At 33.1% G+C, this 17449-nt stretch carries 19 protein-coding genes and 1 pseudogene; 17 read left to right on the top strand and 3 right to left on the bottom strand.

What is annotated here, in order from left to right; genetic code table 11:
- Positions 1–59 precede the first annotated feature (59 nt).
- Complete coding sequence (locus MHB70_RS12815) at positions 60–1856, top strand: Xaa-Pro dipeptidyl-peptidase (RefSeq protein WP_000412268.1); 1797 nt, start codon at positions 60–62, stop codon at positions 1854–1856.
- 80 nt (positions 1857–1936) lie between these two features.
- Here MHB70_RS12815 and MHB70_RS12810 read toward each other — a convergent pair whose 3' ends face one another.
- A complete protein-coding gene (locus MHB70_RS12810; protein WP_001086637.1) occupies positions 1937–2206 on the bottom strand; it encodes a hypothetical protein in 270 nt (89 codons plus the stop codon).
- A gap of 204 nt (positions 2207–2410) precedes the next feature.
- Between MHB70_RS12810 and MHB70_RS12805 the strand changes: the two genes are divergently transcribed.
- From MHB70_RS12805 to dltD, 12 genes are all read left to right on the top strand, one after another.
- Positions 2411–3172, top strand: coding sequence for a class I SAM-dependent methyltransferase (locus tag MHB70_RS12805; RefSeq protein ID WP_000490896.1), 762 nt, complete (start codon positions 2411–2413; stop codon positions 3170–3172).
- A 100-nt stretch (positions 3173–3272) separates the two neighbouring features.
- On the top strand, positions 3273–3833 hold the full coding sequence (locus tag MHB70_RS12800) for an AAA family ATPase (RefSeq protein ID WP_000668770.1): 561 nt from the start codon (positions 3273–3275) through the stop codon (positions 3831–3833).
- Between the two features lie 143 nt (positions 3834–3976).
- A complete protein-coding gene (locus MHB70_RS12795) occupies positions 3977–4240 on the top strand; it encodes a hypothetical protein (protein ID WP_000426647.1) in 264 nt (87 codons plus the stop codon).
- A 214-nt stretch (positions 4241–4454) separates the two neighbouring features.
- Positions 4455–4955 carry a hypothetical protein gene (locus MHB70_RS12790; RefSeq protein ID WP_002048324.1) on the top strand — a complete coding sequence of 167 codons (501 nt, stop codon included), beginning with the start codon at positions 4455–4457 and terminating at the stop codon, positions 4953–4955.
- 161 nt (positions 4956–5116) lie between these two features.
- Positions 5117–5347 carry a hypothetical protein gene (locus MHB70_RS12785; protein ID WP_000789036.1) on the top strand — a complete coding sequence of 77 codons (231 nt, stop codon included), beginning with the start codon at positions 5117–5119 and terminating at the stop codon, positions 5345–5347.
- 641 nt (positions 5348–5988) lie between these two features.
- The gene (locus MHB70_RS12780) at positions 5989–6423 is read left to right on the top strand and encodes a DUF4279 domain-containing protein (RefSeq protein ID WP_000344618.1); all 435 of its coding nucleotides are present in this window, start codon (positions 5989–5991) and stop codon (positions 6421–6423) included.
- A 236-nt stretch (positions 6424–6659) separates the two neighbouring features.
- Positions 6660–7016 carry an FtsB family cell division protein gene (locus tag MHB70_RS12775; RefSeq protein ID WP_001228732.1) on the top strand — a complete coding sequence of 119 codons (357 nt, stop codon included), beginning with the start codon at positions 6660–6662 and terminating at the stop codon, positions 7014–7016.
- A gap of 300 nt (positions 7017–7316) precedes the next feature.
- Positions 7317–7643: a DUF3870 domain-containing protein gene (locus MHB70_RS12770; protein WP_000271325.1), complete on the top strand. Its 327-nt coding sequence runs from the start codon at positions 7317–7319 to the stop codon at positions 7641–7643.
- A 68-nt stretch (positions 7644–7711) separates the two neighbouring features.
- Positions 7712–8758: a dipeptide epimerase gene (locus MHB70_RS12765; protein WP_000704542.1), complete on the top strand. Its 1047-nt coding sequence runs from the start codon at positions 7712–7714 to the stop codon at positions 8756–8758.
- A gap of 45 nt (positions 8759–8803) precedes the next feature.
- Positions 8804–9805 (top strand): C40 family peptidase, encoded by a 1002-nt coding sequence (locus tag MHB70_RS12760; protein ID WP_000755463.1) that lies wholly within the window; start codon positions 8804–8806, stop codon positions 9803–9805.
- 20 nt (positions 9806–9825) lie between these two features.
- Positions 9826–11448: a peptide ABC transporter substrate-binding protein gene (locus MHB70_RS12755; protein WP_061529396.1), complete on the top strand. Its 1623-nt coding sequence runs from the start codon at positions 9826–9828 to the stop codon at positions 11446–11448.
- A 344-nt stretch (positions 11449–11792) separates the two neighbouring features.
- Positions 11793–12974 carry a D-alanyl-lipoteichoic acid biosynthesis protein DltD gene (gene dltD / locus MHB70_RS12750; RefSeq protein ID WP_061529397.1) on the top strand — a complete coding sequence of 394 codons (1182 nt, stop codon included), beginning with the start codon at positions 11793–11795 and terminating at the stop codon, positions 12972–12974.
- A 40-nt stretch (positions 12975–13014) separates the two neighbouring features.
- On the opposite strand, the gene MHB70_RS12745 is transcribed toward dltD, so the two are convergent.
- Positions 13015–13239: a hypothetical protein gene (locus tag MHB70_RS12745; protein ID WP_000558696.1), complete on the bottom strand. Its 225-nt coding sequence runs from the start codon at positions 13237–13239 to the stop codon at positions 13015–13017.
- Positions 13240–13486: 247 nt separating this feature from the next.
- Here MHB70_RS12745 and MHB70_RS12740 point away from each other — a divergent pair, with 247 nt between their 5' ends.
- Positions 13487–13693, top strand: coding sequence for a hypothetical protein (locus MHB70_RS12740; RefSeq protein ID WP_002093687.1), 207 nt, complete (start codon positions 13487–13489; stop codon positions 13691–13693).
- A gap of 159 nt (positions 13694–13852) precedes the next feature.
- Here MHB70_RS12740 and MHB70_RS12735 read toward each other — a convergent pair whose 3' ends face one another.
- Positions 13853–14458, bottom strand: a complete 606-nt coding sequence (locus tag MHB70_RS12735; RefSeq protein WP_000952909.1) for a DedA family protein — start codon at positions 14456–14458, stop codon at positions 13853–13855.
- A 274-nt stretch (positions 14459–14732) separates the two neighbouring features.
- On the opposite strand from MHB70_RS12735, the pseudogene MHB70_RS12730 reads away from it, so the two are divergent.
- From MHB70_RS12730 to MHB70_RS12720, 3 genes and pseudogenes are all read left to right on the top strand, one after another.
- Positions 14733–15849: pseudogene (locus MHB70_RS12730) on the top strand (HD domain-containing protein).
- Between the two features lie 38 nt (positions 15850–15887).
- The gene (locus tag MHB70_RS12725; RefSeq protein WP_000383784.1) at positions 15888–16385 is read left to right on the top strand and encodes a GNAT family N-acetyltransferase; all 498 of its coding nucleotides are present in this window, start codon (positions 15888–15890) and stop codon (positions 16383–16385) included.
- 54 nt (positions 16386–16439) lie between these two features.
- The gene (locus tag MHB70_RS12720; protein ID WP_000680864.1) at positions 16440–17276 is read left to right on the top strand and encodes a metallophosphoesterase family protein; all 837 of its coding nucleotides are present in this window, start codon (positions 16440–16442) and stop codon (positions 17274–17276) included.
- Positions 17277–17449 lie beyond the last annotated feature (173 nt).

Below are 17449 nucleotides of genomic sequence, written 5' to 3'. Positions count from 1 at the left end.
ACTGAATTTTCAGTAATTTTGTTGTATAGTAAGAAGAGAAGTATTGGGGAGGGAAGGGCATGGAGAAAAAGAAAATTGCAATTACACTATCAGCTATTTTATCTTTATCAATTACATCAGGAGTTTCTACTATCACTGCGTATGCAGAAAATAAGGAAACAAACACTAGAAATGAAAATGGCGTTAAGTTAAATGGAAAAGTTTCAGAAGCATTACATTCGAACACAAAAATTGAATTAGAAAATGGGATGACAAAACCTATTTACTCACTTGATGAAGCGATTATTGAAAATTTGTTTGTAGAAACAGAAGTTGATAGTGATCGCGATGGTAAAAAGGATCGTGTATCAGTAAAGGTTATGCGTCCAAAAACTGATCCGAATGTGAAAGTTCCTGTTATTTATGAAATGAGTCCATATCGAGCTGGATTAAAAGATGTTCCTGTATATAATGTAGATGAAGAATTGTATGCGTATGAAGGAAAACCGTATGGAGCGGTTAATCTTGGTTCGTACGGAAACTATTACGTGCCAAGAGGTTATGCAGTTATTTTAGGAGAAAGTATCGGTACTGGAAAATCAGATGGCTGTCCTACGACTGGAGACGAACAGGAAATATTGGGGACGAAGTCTGTCATTGATTGGGTAAATGGGCGTGCGAAAGCATATACAGAAGATGGAAAAGAAGTAAATGCAAATTGGTCTACTGGAAATGTAGGTATGACAGGGGTTTCTTATAATGGTACGTTACCAAATGCTGTTGCGACGACTGGAGTTGAAGGGTTAAAAACAATTATTCCAATCGCAGCGATTAGTAGTTGGTATGATTATTATCGTGCAAATGGCGCAGTCATTGCGCCAGGTGGGTATCAAGGGGAAGATACAGATAATATGGCAGAAGCAGTACTAACAAGGGAAAACCCTGAAGTTTGCGGACAAGTTATAAAAGAGCTCACTGATGGACAAGACCGGAAAACTGGTAATTATAATGATTTTTGGGATAAACGTAACTATGTGAAAGATGCTAAAAATGTAAAAGCGAGCGTATTTGTCGTTCACGGTTTAAACGATTGGAACGTAAAAACGAAGCAGTTCGCGCAATGGTGGGATGCACTTGGAGAAAATGATGTACCTCGTAAAATGTGGTTACATCAAGGTGGACACGGCGGAACATCAAGTAATAACTGGCAGCAAACACAAAATAAATGGTTAGATTATTGGTTGTACGGAATTGAAAATGGAATTATGGATGAACCAATGGTTGATGTACAACGAGAAAATAAAACATGGGAAAAGTTAAAAAATTGGCCAGATCCAGCGGCTGTGCCGTCAAAAATCCGAATGTATTTAAGTAATAAAGCAGTCAATTTGCCATTAAGTATGGGATCTGCTAATAAGACTTTCTCATTCGTAGATGATGCAAAAATGAAATCAAACCAATTAGTAGCAAACCCGGAATTAGAAGTAGCAAATCGATTAGTGTATACAATGCCAGTATTGCAAAAAGATACACGAATAAGCGGTACAGCACAAGTTTCATTCAAAGGAAATATTGACCGTTCTGTAGCGAATTTAACAGCTTTACTTGTTGATTACGGTGGAGCAAAGCCTGAAATCGTCACGAGAGGCTGGATGGACCCGCAAAACTTAAATAGTATAAAAAATTCAACAGCACTTCAACCTGGAAAAGATTATACATTTACATGGGACATGCAGCCAGATGAATATGTCTTTAAAGCGGGGCATCAAATTGGAGTGGTTTTAATTGCTAGCGACTATGATTATACAATTAGACCGAAAGCGGGTACGAAGCTTACAGTAAAATTAAGCGAAGTAATATTACCGATTGTGAAATAAATGATTTTTAATGAAGAGCTTACTATATAGTAAGCTCTTTAAATTTTGGGGTGTAATTGTTTATCAATACGAGGAGGCGATTATGAATTTCTATTAAAAATACTTACAACAAATAAAACAATTGCATTTAGGATTAAAATTCCACTAAAGATAAGCCCAGCAGCACCTCCAGCGAAACCATCTCCAACTTTTTCACCAATTACATGCATAGTCGCGAAGAAAATGATGGGGGAAGAAAGGATGAAAATGCCACTGGCAATTTTCCATATTCGCCTATACTTCTTTGCAATAAAGAAAATTAGAGCATTAAAAGTGATAAGAAGAAAAAGAAATCCAATTAATGAATTCATCATATCATCCTTTCGAAATAAGTCTGAATTTTCAATTTATATATATTCATTTTGAAGGAAATATTATACAATGTGATTATATTCTATGGAAAGCGAGTGATATAGTATGACAGTCAGCTCTTTCGAATTTTCATTAAAATTAAAGGTACAGGAAGATTAATTGAATTGAAATCTTCCGTACGTATAAAACGGAGGAGAAAATAAATGTTTAGTTTTTATAGTACACTTTGTACGGAACTTTATGATTACACAAAGCCTGTCGGTTATTCTTTAAATGGTGATATTGAGTATTATGAAGAACGTTTAAAAAATTGTAGAGGAAGAATTCTCGAAGCAGCGGTAGGATCAGGGCGTGTCATCATCCCACTTCTAGAGGCTGGATTTAAAGTAGATGGGATAGACTATTCACCTGAAATGCTAGAATCGTGCCGTATACGATGTAAAGAGAGAGGATTACATCCTAATCTATATGAAGGAAGCTTACAAAAATTTTCACTGCCACATAAATATGAGGCAATTATCATTCCTACTGGATCTTTTTGTTTAATTGAAAATCGTGTGGATTCTATAAACGCATTGAAATGTTTTTATGAGCACCTTAAGCTAGGTGGTCGGTTAATCGTCGATATTATGCTTCCGCATGACTGGAAGACTGGAGAGATTCATACATCAAATTTTTCTTTGCCGAGTGGTGACGGAATTACATTAGAAAATAAATCAATTGAAATAGATTGGCTGAACCAAATTACTGTATCATATTTAAAATATGAAAAGTGGAGTAAAGGACAGTTAACGCAAACAGAACTACAACGTTTTGCAATGCGGTGGTATGGTATAGAAGAGTTTAAACTCCTTTTAGAAAGTATTGGTTTCTCTAACATTACTTGCTCTGCTGACTATGTATATGAAAAAGAGCCGTCAAATGCAAATCAAATGGTTACATTTGAAGCTGTGCGAAAAAAATAGTACAGAAACTATTAATAAAAATAAGGCAATCGATACGAAATCGACTGCCTTATTTTCTATTTTGTGTAATTGTTTATAGAGAGCGATAGGAGGGAAATAAATGAAATTCATATTAATATTTGGCCCACAAGCAGTTGGGAAAATGACAGTGGGGCAAGAATTAGCAACATTAACCGGTTTAAAACTTTTTCATAACCATATGACAATTGATTTAGTAAGTCTAATTTTTGATTACAGTACGAAAGAAGCAAAAAGACTAGTAAGTTTATTTCGTAATGAAATATTTGAAGAAGTATCTAAAAGTGATTTATCTGGAATGATTTTTACTTATGTATGGGCATTTGACCTCCAATCCGATTGGGATTATATACATCATGTAGTAAGTATTTTTGAATCAAAAGGTGGGACGGTGTATTTTGTAGAGCTGGAAGCGGAATTAGATGAAAGGTTAGAACGGAATAAAAGCCCGCATAGATTAGAACATAAACCGAAAAAAAGAGATATTGAATGGTCTGAAAATAATTTAAAAGAAACGATGAAAAAGCATAGATTAAACTCTCTTCATGGTGAAATTGAAAAAGAAGAGTATATAAAAATTAATAATACTTACTTGAGTGCAAAAGAAGTAGCGGAAATGATTAAAGAGAAGTTTCGATTGTAAAATTTTTAAATGCTGATACGTTTTCATTGTCCAAGCATTCTCCTACTACCTACATATACTATTTATGTTAAAATCGGTCACTATTTTAAACAGGACTGCTATTTTAATATATACAACTATTCAAGGAAGAGGGGAGAATAAATTTGGAAAACGAAGAACAAGGAAGAATTGAAAATCAAGTGTATTCTAATCGGGTAGTTAGATCAGAATTTGATGAGAATTGGGAAACGTGTATTTCAAAAAGCGGTTATGTAATCTATGTAGCTACAAGTGATCATGCGGAAGTAATAGTACTTCTTGCAGATGGTTCAAGTAAATTATTAATCTTTGGAAAAGGCGGTAAAGTAGTAGTAGGTGGCGGCGGAACGAGTCATTACAGCAAACCACATATTGCAAGAAATATATAAGGTAGAACGTGTTAATTAAAAAGACACTTGAAAACGGTTAGTCACTCATGTTTAAAACATGAGTGACTAACCGTTTTTATTTGTTTAAGTGATTTTAGAAAAACTTAATTTATTATTAACTTATGCATCATTCATATCATTTCGTCAAATGAATGTCACATAAAGGTTTTATAGTGTGAGTAGGAAGTGAAACATACACAAAGCAGGAGATGAAATGATGAAAAAAGCGTTGCAATATATATTCATATTACTTACGTTAGTAACAGTAACGAATGCCCTTTATTCAAAATATGAGAAGTATAAAGAGATTGACAATAATAAACAAATAATTGGTGAAGTTGCTAAGAGGTATGGTATTCCAGATTGGATTCCACTATCTATCGCAGACCACGAAACAAAATTGAATCGAAAAGCGATAGGGGATAATGGCACATCATTTGGATTATTCCAATTGCATCGGGGCGGATTAGCACCAGCCTCTTTATCTGAAGAAAGTTTAATGGATTCACAAATCAATGCAAAAATAGCAATCACTAATATGGTCAAATCATATGAGCGCGGTGTGAAAAAAGGATTAAAAGATTGGGAGTTATTAAAATATGTCGCTAATACATCAGGATGGCCAGGTAATTTAGGAGAAGACTGGACGGATAAAAACACGAAATATAATATAGGTTTGGAACAATCATATAAGCAATATAAGAAAGTGAATTAAGAAAAGCATTTCCTATTTTGGGAAATGCTTTTTCTATGTTATAGTATAATAGTGTTTTAAAATGATGTTATTTTAGTATACTTCAAATTTTGTTATGTATTATTTTTATATTAAATAATCATTTAAAGTATTTTTTTATATAAGGAGCAATAATTAGAGAAATGAAAAATATAGACTTTATACTAGAAAGTGATGAGACATTAAAACCGTCAGAACGATTAGTACTATTATTATTAGAGAAGCATAGAATGTTATATACAAACGATCTATTGGCATTGTCTAATTTATCATATAAAACATTAACGGATTCATTAACTGCCCTTGTTTTAAAATCATATGTGTTAAAGGAAACAGGTAAGGGGAGAAGGCAAAATTGTTATAGATTAGTATGATAAGTCTGCTCATTTTAGAGGGTTTATACGTATTTTTTTCAAATGAAAGGTTAAAATACATTTTAACCTTTCAAATGATAAATGTTTATTAGGCAGCTATTTTTTGATATGCATAATGTGCTCGGTTTTTTAATATATATTTTTATTTCATTATTATAAATCAAATTCAGTTAAGGTAAAAACGATTAAATTATTTAAAGAATTATAAAAATGAAACATAAAAACAATCCATTTGTTAGATGGATTGTTTTTTTATTGGGATAATAAATTATAAAAATAATAGTATTATGTAAACAATTTTAAATGGAGAAGTAATGCGCCGTTAGTAATAGAGTTTATCACGCTATTTGCCGGGAAGTAAAACTCCCACCTCAAAACTCGGCTGGGGCAAAGAAGTTAGGTGGGAGTGGGGCTGGACCGATTGGTGAGGGCTGATAATCAGTGGGGGTGAACATAACCTACATTGATTAAAGTTTTACTTTATAAAAATAAAAATGTTATATCTTAATAAAAAGATGTAATTGTAGAATGATTCATATTAATATTAGTTATAGGTTGGCATAAAATTCAACTTGTAGTCTGTAGTAAAATGGAACGATTGAATTAAATAATAATTTATTTTTAATAAAGGTGTGAGATTAATGGATGAAACGCAAGTAATGGTTTATTTTAATCTGTCCGGAGATGAATTTCCAGTAGAGGTTGTTTCTGAAAGATTGCAAGTAAGCCCAACTATAAGTTATAAAAAAGGGGACATAATTAGAAAAACAAACGAAACTGAAAACATAACAAGAAACTATACATCTTGGCAAATAAGTACAGGATATCAGGAATCATTAGATGTAGGAGATGTAATGGAGCAAGTAATTCTAAAACTAAAAGATAAGTCAGCCATTATTAATGAACTAAAAAGAGAATTTGGATTAGAATGTAGATTCACTATTGTAATTAAAATAAATGATGGCCATACACCAGCTGTTCATTTAGATAATCCAGTAATTGATTTTGCTAACAGTATTAAAGCTGATTTTGATATTGATTTATATGCGAATCCTTATGTTGAGGAGATAAAATAAAGTGCTAATTAAAAAAACTCTTCTACAATAGTAGAAAAAGAATAACATAAACTACTATTTTATTGCAGCATACATAAAAAATCTCGATGTAAATATGGAAATGTCGTCGAATGCTATCTTTAATTGGTTAATTTGTGAGATATTTTTGTGAAGGAACTTATTTTATAAGAATAGAATTTAGTTTAGTAAGAAAACGTGCCTATGGTAGTGAAAAATATGGGTTGGGGGGACTTGAAATGAGGAAACTCAAAAGAGTAAATGTTCCTAATATACCAGAGCAACTATCACAACCTAGTGACAATCGTACTATAAACAAAAAGAAGTTAAGACGACTTATTTTAATGGTTCTTTTTATTGCAGCGACTACTTTGTATGTTCAATATATTTTAACGAAACAGCAAGAGATAATAATGAATAAAAAAGATACGATTACAAATCAAAAGAAACAATTAGTTACATTAAAGAAGGATCAATCGTTTCTAAAGACTAACATTGAGAATTTAACGGATAATGAAGAGGAAATTTTGAAGTTTGCGAGAAAAGAGTACCAATTTTCTAAGTCAAATGAAACGATTTTCGTATTACCAAAGTAATGAAACAGTTAGCGTTGGCTAACTGTTTTTTATTTGTAAATGAAGTACGAAAACAAAAAAGCTAAATTTTTGCATGGTACAAGGAGTTCTAACATAATGTAAGATGTACAGTTGAAGCCATTACATCAATGGAATTCAATTATCCATAATTATGAAATATGTGTAAAGATAAATGTTGTTAAAATTCTGATAATTTTATATAATATTCGTAAGCGGATACATTTTTTAATGAATGTTGAGTTTATCGCTCGTACGACTATTAAGAAACCCGTTATCCTTGTATAAGAAAGGAAGATAGCTGTGTATGCTTCAAATACAATTTATGTCGTAGGGGATGCGAAAGCGCCTCAAAATAATCCCATTACGGAAAAGTTTAAAAGCTATTTTGTAGCTTTTGTACTTGTGAAGGAGACAGGGGAAATTGTAGATGCAGATTGCTCAGCGACAATTGCATTAACATCTCAATTCGTTAAATATTTATTTCTACATAAAAATATTAATGATCCAGCGCTAGTAACAGAAATAAAAGATCGTTATTTCGGTTCATCTCAAAAGGCATTATTAGTAGCGCTAAAAGATGCGAAAAAAAAATATAATCAGATTGCTGCTTTGTCTACTCAATCATAGACAAAATCCAGCCGTAAGGAAGTTCTTGCGGCTGGATTTTTTTATTGGACAACGAAAGGATGAGCGAAATGAAAATTACGGATATAAAGGTGAAGCGTCGTTGTGTAAAGCTTCATACTCCATTTAAAACCGCACTTCGTACCGTAACTGAAATTGAAAGTATTGATGTGTTTATTCATACAGATGAAGGAATTGTTGGAAAAGGAGCTGCGGCCGCAACACCGGTTATTACGGGAGATTTCGCTAGTGGGATTGAGGAAGCTATATTAGGGCCGCTGCGTTCATGCTTAATTGGTCAAGATATAATTCAATTTCAGCAGTTATTACAGCATATCCAAATGAGTTGTATAGGAAATACAAGTGCGAAAGCGGCGGTTGATATCGCTTTATATGATGTGTATTGCCAATATCAAAACGTCCCACTTTACGCATTATTAGGCGGTAAGAAAGAAATCTATACAGATATTACAGTAAGTGTAGATGATCCTATTATTATGGCAAAAGAGGCAAAGCAACATATAGAAAAAGGATTTCAAACTTTAAAAATTAAAGTTGGTAAATCTGTGCATTTAGATTTAGAGCGTATTGAGGCGATTCGAAATAGCGTACCAAAAAATACAACGTTACGATTAGATGCAAACCAAGGATGGAATCCAAAAGAAGCGGTTTCTATTGTTAAAGAGATGGAAAATCGTAATTTAAATATAGAATTCATTGAACAACCAGTTCACGCGAAAGATTTGGATGGATTAAAGTACGTAAAAGAAAATGTACAAACGCCTATTATGGCTGATGAAAGTATATTTTCAGCAAGTGACGCATTAAAACTCGTGCAAGGAAGCTATGCGGACTTAATCAATATTAAATTAATGAAATGCGGTGGTATACGTGAAGCGTGGCGTATTGCAGATATTGCAGAAGCGGCAGGTGTGAAATGTATGGTTGGCAGCATGATGGAATCTTCACTTTCCGTTAGTGCTGTAGCACACTTAGCTGCTGCACATCCAAATATTTATTATTTCGATCTTGATGCACCGCTATGGTTAATGGAAGAACCGGAAGGAATGACTTACTCCGGCTCAAAGGTAAACCTTCATTCTAAAGTGAATATGTAATCTTAGAAGAAATGACTAGTAACTTACCTTTTAAGGAGGATATATATGAAAAAAGTAGGAACTGCATTATTAACAACTCTATTTATATTTTCATCGTTTACATCGGCAAATGCTGAAGAGAAGAAAGATAGCAAAGCGTTTATAGATGTATCTGCCGCAACGTTATGGACTGCACCTGATTCGTTACGGCCAATTGATGCACCGAGTGCAACAAATCCAGTTGATTTATGGAAATGGACGAAATCAATGACGCTCGATGAAAAACTATGGTTAACAAATGCAAATAAATTAGAAACGCAAGCACTACTCGGTCAAGAAGTAACGGTTGTTGATAAGAAAGGTGACTGGGTAAAAGTGTTAGTACACGGACAACCGACACCGCGAAATGAAGAAGGTTATCCGGGATGGATGCCGGAAAAACAATTAACGTATAATCAAGAGTTTGCAGATAAAACAAACGAACCGTTCGTATTAGTAACGAAACCGACCGCAATTTTATATATAAATCCTTCTGAAAAACAAAAAGCACTTGAAGTTAGCTATAATACGCGACTGCCGCTACTAAGTGAAGATAGCATTTCATACCGCGTATTGTTGCCAAATGGACAGAAAGCATGGCTACGAAAAAATGATGGAGCGGTTTACCGTTCTCAAGAGGATATTCCAACACCGACAGCCGATGATTTAATCAACACAGGGAAAATGTTTTTAGGTTTACCATATATATGGGCTGGTACAAGTGGGTTTGGATTTGATTGCTCTGGATTCACACATACGATTTATAAATCGCACGGTATTACAATACCGCGCGATTCTGGACCGCAATCAAGAGCGGGGGTTGCCGTTGATAAAGAAAACTTACAAAAAGGGGACTTAATCTTCTTTGCGCATGATCAAGGGAAAGGTAGTGTCCATCACGTTGGGATGTATATTGGTGATGGTAATATGATTCACTCACCAAGAGCTGAAAGATCAGTTGAAATAATCCCGTTAAATACACCAGGATATATAGAAGAATACGCTGGTGCTCGCCGTTACTTACCGTAAAAAATAGAGGGGGTTTGGAAATGAAAAAGGTAGTTCGCTACTCGTTAGTTAGTACTCTATTAGTTTCTTCATTTTTAGTTGGTTGCGCAAAAGAAAAAACAGTTACAAAGCCGAAAGATGAGAAAAAAGTATTGCAGCTACTAGAAACGGGTGAAATTCCATCATTAAATTCAGGGAAAGTAACAGATGCGATATCATTTAACGTTTTGAATAACGTAATGGAAGGGCTATTCCGATTATCGAAAAATGATGAAGTAATTGAAGCTGGAGCGCAAAAATATGAGGTTAGTAAGGATGGAAAGACTTATACATTTCATTTACGTGATGCGAAATGGTCTAACGGAGATCCAGTAACGGCTCACGATTACGTATATGCTTGGAAGCAGCTTATTAATCCAGATACAGCTTCTCAATATGCATATATTGCGTATGATGTGAAAAATGCGGAGAAAATAAATAAGAAACAACTAGGATTAGATGAATTAGGAGTAAAAGCAAAGGATGATAAAACATTTGTCGTAGAGCTGGAACATCCTGTACCGTATTTTACGAAACTACTCATTTTGCCATCTTTCTATCCGATTAATGAAAAATATGCGAAAGAGCAAGGTGATAAATACGGATTAGAAGCAAATAAAACGGTATATAATGGACCGTTTACATTATCAGAATGGAAACATGAAGCTAGCTTTACAATAAAGAAAAATGATAAGTATTGGGATAAACAAGAAGTGAAGTTAGATGAAGTAAACTATCAAATTGTTAAAGAAATTTCAACTGCGGTAAATTTATATGAAACAGATAAGGTTGATAGAGCGGTCATTTCTACAGAATTTGTAGATAAATATAAAACGAATAAGGAACTGAAACAATATACAGATCCAGTCATGTATTTCTTCCGTTTCAATGAAAATGTACCGATTCTTAAAAATAAAAATGCGCGTCTGGCACTAAGTACAGTGTTTGATAAGAAGGGCCTTGCGACTTCATTTTTAAATGATGGTTCTGTTGCTGCAAACTACTATGTACCAAAAGGTTTTTTAAAAGGTCCAGACAAGAAAGACTTTAGAAGTACAGCAGGCGAATTTAATAAGACAGACGTAAAACTGGCAAAAGAATATTGGGAAAAGGCAAAGCAAGAAACAGGAACGAATGAAGTAACGCTTGAGTTATTAAACTATGACTTAGAAAACTTTAAAAAAGTAGGCGAATATATTAAAGAACAGCTTGAGAAAAACTTACCTGGGCTTAAAGTAAATGTGAAATTACAACCACATACGCAAAAACTAGCGTTAGAGAAGAAAAAAGAATATGAAATGTCGTTATCACGCTGGTTACCTGATTATCCAGATCCGATGACTTACTTAGAAGTATTCCTTTCAGGAAGTACTGTAAATAATACAGGGTATGCAAATCCAGAATATGATGCGTTAATTAAGAAGATTAAAACTGAATTAGGTAACGATGAAAAAGCACGTTGGAAAGCACTGCAAGATACTGAAAAAATGCTTCTGGATGATGCAGTAATTGCACCGGTATTCCAGCGCGGTCTATCTTACTTACAAAAACCATATGTGAAAGACTTATATGTGCATCAATTCGGTCCAGCTACAAGCTTAAAATGGGCAGAGGTACAAAAATAAAGTGATGAAGAAACAGACTTCACGTATGTGGTGGTCTGTTTTTTTCTTATGTAATACATAATCGGATGAATTATAGACATTTCATTTGTTTTTTCGACGTTTAAAAATAAAATTATTACTAAAATTCCAGTGTGAAATTTATGTAGAATCTTGTATAATTAACGTGTTTCTATGGAAACATTTGCTTGCGCTATTTGTATAGGACTTAATAGAACAAGGAAGGAAATACATACATGTATATAATAGATAAATAGAATGGAACATGTATAGAGAAAAAGGAGAGAAAAGATGACGTGTCAAAAACAAGGGTTACAATTTAATAGTAATGGAATGAGGAATATTTAATGAAGATGAAGCATGCTTTCGGACCAATTATTTTAGCCTGTGTACTTTTTTTCATTGTATTGCTTATTCCGTCTAAAAGTTTAGTATCGCTAATTAGTGATAAAAAGATAGAAGATGCGGCAACGTCCTTACAAAAAGAAAAACTACAAAGTGTTTTCTTACAACAGAAAATGTTAGAGAATTCGCAGTATTTACCGATGTACGGTTCATCTGAATTTTTACGAATGGATGCATACCATCCATCTAACTATTTCAAAGTAAATCCAGCAGGTTTTACACCATTTTTAATTGGAACTGGCGGTACGCAAAGTTTAGCTCATATTTTAAATATGACGTCTACAATGGATGATTTGGAAGGTAAAAAAGTCGTCTTTGTTCTTTCGCCACAATGGTTTACAAAAACGGGTGTATCACAAGGAGATTTTACTAATAATTTCTCCAAACAACAAGCATATCATTTTATTTTTAATGATGACATTAAACCTGAAATGAAGAAGCAGATCGCGAAACGACTATTAGATTATAAAGTTGTGCAAAAAGATGATATATTAAAAAATTCATTAGAAGGTATTGTTTATAATGATACGAAACATAACATAAAAGCAGGTCTAGCCAAACCACTTGCTTATATGTACCGAAACATTTTAGATCATAGAGATTTATTTAATTCTTTATTTAAGATTGAACCGATGAAAGAGAAAACAAATATGGGACTACGTTCAATTTCTTGGGAGAATGCACGTAAACATGCGGAACAAGAAGGGCAAGTGGAGTCTACTACAAATACATTTGGAATTGAAAACCCGTATTACTATAAACATAATTTAAAGAAAAAATTAAAAGGCCTAAAAAATTTTAGAGCAAATGAATCGTATGATGAATCACCAGAATATGATGACTTACAAATTGTTTTAGATCTTTTCAAAGAAAAAAATGTTAAGCCACTCTTTATCTCTGTACCTGTAAATGGACCTTGGTATGATTACGCTGGTTTCCCGAAAGAACGCCGTGAAGTGTATTATATAAAGGTTAGAGAGCAAGTTGAGAAAGCAGGGTATCCAGTAGTCGATTTCTCTAGCCATGAATATGATAAGTATTTCTTAAAAGATACGATTCATCTAGGCTGGAAAGGCTGGATCTATTTTGATGAAGCTGTGCAGAAGTTTTATTCTGAGAAATAACAACTAAGAAACAGGAACGGCTATGAGCTGTTCCTGTTTCTTAATAAAGAGGATTTTGATGTGGGCAATTCGGAAATGCGTGTATATCTTGAATTTGTCTGAAATCATAATGTTTCATCGCGAACTGAGATTGGTAAAGGTATTCATACACATATAATTGGCCATCATGTGCTGAACATAATACCCCAGTAGTTCCTTGCCCATTCATGAAGGAAATGCCGATAGGGCGTCCAATTAAGTATGGTATTTTTTGTTGCCAGTGCATTGGGGGAGTCACTCCTTTTTGGGATAATATACGAAAGGAATGCCTAAATTGTTGCTTATCCATGTAAATATGGGGGCTTTTCATACAATTTCTAGAAGGTGTTATTAGGAGTGGGTTATAAATGGCGGAAAGGAATGAAAAATGAAGAAAGAAAATATTATGGATGAAAAGTTAAGTTTAATAGAATGATGTTAAGCATTGAAAGAGGGATGTGATTTCACATTTTATCGTTCGAGACGAGTTTGTAATGAAATATCGAATTTCTTATTTTCTAAGTACTCAATCTGTACCTAATGTTTCGATAGATGTAGAGCAAATGAATAAGGGTGCAAAAAGATATGCGAGATCATGTATTTCAAAAGAAGAACAATTAGATCAATTTAGTGTTACTCATAAACAATTAGTGGAGCAAATTGAGCGGATTCCCACCCGATATTTTTATAATGACTACTAATTTGATACAAAAAAAGTAAGATTAATTAATTACTTTTCATTACTCATTCAGCATGACTTGAAGCATAAAGAGGAAATAATACAATTTTTAATACATAGTCGAGCCTATAATAAAAACCGCTATAATTCTGAATGAATTTTTAGCGGTTTTTTTATTATCTTAAGCAAGTTTTTTACGTTTTTTTGTCCACTTTTTTATTACGAAATATAAAAGAATAAGTACGACGCCACCGATAGCGAATGATTTCACATACGGTCCAGCAATATCATTAATATTCTCCCAGTTTTCACCTAGTTTTTTACCTAAATAAATAAAAATAATAGACCAAGGGATGATTGCAAGTGCCGTTAACGTAGTGAAACGTAGTAATGGCATTTTTGTAATACCAGCAGGGATTGAAATCGCATGACGCACTACCGGAATGAAGCGAGCTGTGAAAATTACGCCAGTTCCGTAACGATTAAACCAATCTTCGGCAGCATCGATTTGTTTTTTATGAATGAAAATATATTTTCCGTAACGTTCTAATATAGGGCGTCCACCGTATCGTCCAATCCAATAAATAAAGATTTGAGCAATAACGCCGCCAATAGTACCAAATACAACTGCGCCTATAAATGAGATGCTACCATTGAATACTAAGTATCCTGCATAAGCGAGAACAATTTCGCTTGGAATAATCTCGATCATAAGTCCAAGCATAATGCCCCAATAACCTAATCCTTCAAAAAACGTTAATACTGAGTGAATAAAACTACTTAACATTGTTGCACCTTCTAATGTATGGATTTTTGAATATACGCCCTTTTACTTAATGATATAAAAGGTTCACTATGTGTAGATTATACCTTATTTATATAGGGGATTGCTATTTCAATTCTTTTATGTCTCGTATAAGTATTATAGTAAAGGATATAAGCCAAATTTTCATGCGGAAATAATGAAAAGTTCATTAAAAATTTCTCATATATTAATGAAAATAGACTGAAAATTAAGTATAATAATATAGGTTTTAATTTACAAAATAGGAGGAGAATGTATGCATGTTGCAGATCCAATTTATGGCCCAATCTCTATTCATGATATAGATATCCTTCAATTGATAGATACAAAAGCATTTCAAAGGTTGGCCTATATTAAACAACAAGGACATACTTATTTTTTACATGAGAACGCAATACATACGAGGGAAGAACATTCGATAGGTGTATATGTACTAGTGAATAAAGTGATCGAACACCTTACTGAGATTGGTGATATACATTTATCGAAATATGAACGAAAGCTAGTATCTACTGTAGCTCTTCTACATGATGTTGGACATGGTCCGTATTCACATTGTTTTCAGCAAATATCAGGTGAAGATCATGGTGAGTGGACGATACGAATCATTCAGGAGGATGAAAAAATACGCGCGATTTTAAACCAAACTCCTGGATTATTAGATGATGTAATGAAAGCTTTAACAGAAGATGGAGTTTTTCCAATTATAGATGAACTATTATTTAATTCATTAGGAATGGATCAATTAGATTTTTGGAATAGAGATTTATATTATTCCTCGCTTGAATTCGAGTGCTTGCGAATAGAAGGATTGATTGCTAATATGCGTTTTATTAACGGTAAACTGGTTATTGCAGAACAAGGAATCCCCGTACATTGAACAACTAATGAAAATGAAAAAAGGGCTTTACAATAATGGCTTTGGCCATCCGTTTGTAGTAGGGAAAGACTTATTGTTGCAATCCATTTTTCAAAAGATAAAGGAGAAAAATCTTTCGTTCCATACTCCTGAGATACAAAATTTCTTTTATAAAAGAAAGCAGATAGAGATAGAGGACTTTCTTCCGTTACAAGATGAAATGATTATAAATGAAATAAAGTGCTTTGCAAAATCAGATGACATAGAAATAGCAGAATTAATCCATCTTTACTTCTCAGCAACTAAAAGTTTGTCATTTGAAAAAGGAATAGAGGGCGATTATAAAAAGGAAAATAGCACCGCAGTGGTAATAACTGAGAAAAAGGCTTACAGTTCATACGTAGGTGGTATTTATGTTTATAGTGAGGGGTAGCTAGATGACATTTTAGAAAAATCGAATTTCATTCAAGAGATAGTAAAATTGCCTAAAAAAGAATATGCGTATTTTTTTTAATTAGGTGTAGTAATTTGAAATGTAGATGAGGTGAAAATATGGATTGGCATGAACGTTTATTACAAATAGATGATTTATCAATTATATTAGAATGGTATAACAATGAGGAATTACAAAATATAGCAGATGTGAAATCATTTAAGCGATATACAATTGAAGAGCTTCGGCAGTATTGGACTGAAAAATTGTCGCGGTCTTATGCGAGCTATCATGTAATAGTAGTAGAAGATGAAGTAATAGGGAGAGTCGGATTAAAAAAGAAGAAATATGAAGATGCGTACATGATGGAATACTCTATCCTCATTGGTGTTTCGAATTTATATTCAAAAGGGCTTGGAACAGAGATTACAAAGTATTTTATTAGTAAATCATTTTTAGATCCTGATATAGAAGCTGTTGTATTACAAGTTAGGGAAGATAATAAGAGGGCCATTCGTTGTTATGAGAAAGCTGGATTTAAAAAAGAAAAATCGTATATAGAGAATCAAGTGAAAGTGTATGATATGCACAGAGTTAAGAAAGGAGAAACAATATAGAAAAATACACGCAGTTAATTCGGAATATAATGTTAATTTAGGGGGATGAAATACATGAAACATAAAATTGCTGTACTGGCAGATGTACATGGAAATGCAACTGCTTTAAAAGCAGTTATCGAAGATTCTTTGAAAGAAGGTGTGACTGATTATTGGTTTTTAGGAGATTTAATTATGCCTGGTCCTGGATCGAATGATTTATTTGAAATGTTAGATAGTGTTAACGTTGATACTTATGTACAAGGAAACTGGGAAGATAGCTTTCTTGATGTTCTTAATAAAAACATTGATATTGATAACGCAACCGATATTTATGTTTCTAGATTAGTTCAGTATCAATGTGAAAACTTGGATAAAAACTATATTAATCATATTAAAAATTTACCATTACATATAACAAAACAGGTTAATGATTTATCAATAAGTATTAGTCATAATCTACAAAATAAAAATTACGGAGGGGATTTATGGCCCACTAATAATCAAGAACAGTTTGATCGGTTATTTGATTGTGATTATGATATTGCGATTTACGCTCATACCCACCATCAATTGTTGCGCTATAGTAGCAATGATCAATTAATTATTAACCCAGGAACAGTTGGACAACCTTTTTACAAGTGGAATAAGCTAAACTCTGACTTACGTGCTCAGTATGCAATTCTTGAAATTGATGAGGCAGGGATTACTGACGTGAGGTTTAAAAAGGTTTTTTACGATGTAGAAAAGGAATATAAAAATGCCACTAATAAAAATCTTCCTTATATTGATTTATACCGTGAGCTGCTAGAGACAGGAAAAACTCATACGCATGATATTGAATTATTACAAGAAATTAATGATAAATATAATTATAAAAATGAAGTAATTAAGTTTATCGAGAAAATCTGATAGGAATTTAATAGAAAGAAATGAACATTGTTGAATGTTAGGTTAGTAATGATTTTTACATAATCAAGAGCTATTGTAGAACGAAACTTAAATGTAAAATGATTTGTGTAGTTTATATTGATTGAAAACAAGCATCCCCCTGTCATATACGTAGGACAGGGGATGCTTGTTTT

Origin of the sequence: Bacillus sp. FSL M7-1020 (genome assembly GCF_038050415.1) — a bacterium.
GTDB classification, from domain to species: Bacteria; Bacillota; Bacilli; order Bacillales; family Bacillaceae_G; genus Bacillus_A; species Bacillus_A toyonensis.
Note: the sequence above shows the minus strand (reverse complement) of the source record. Positions and strands in the feature narration are given on the sequence as shown.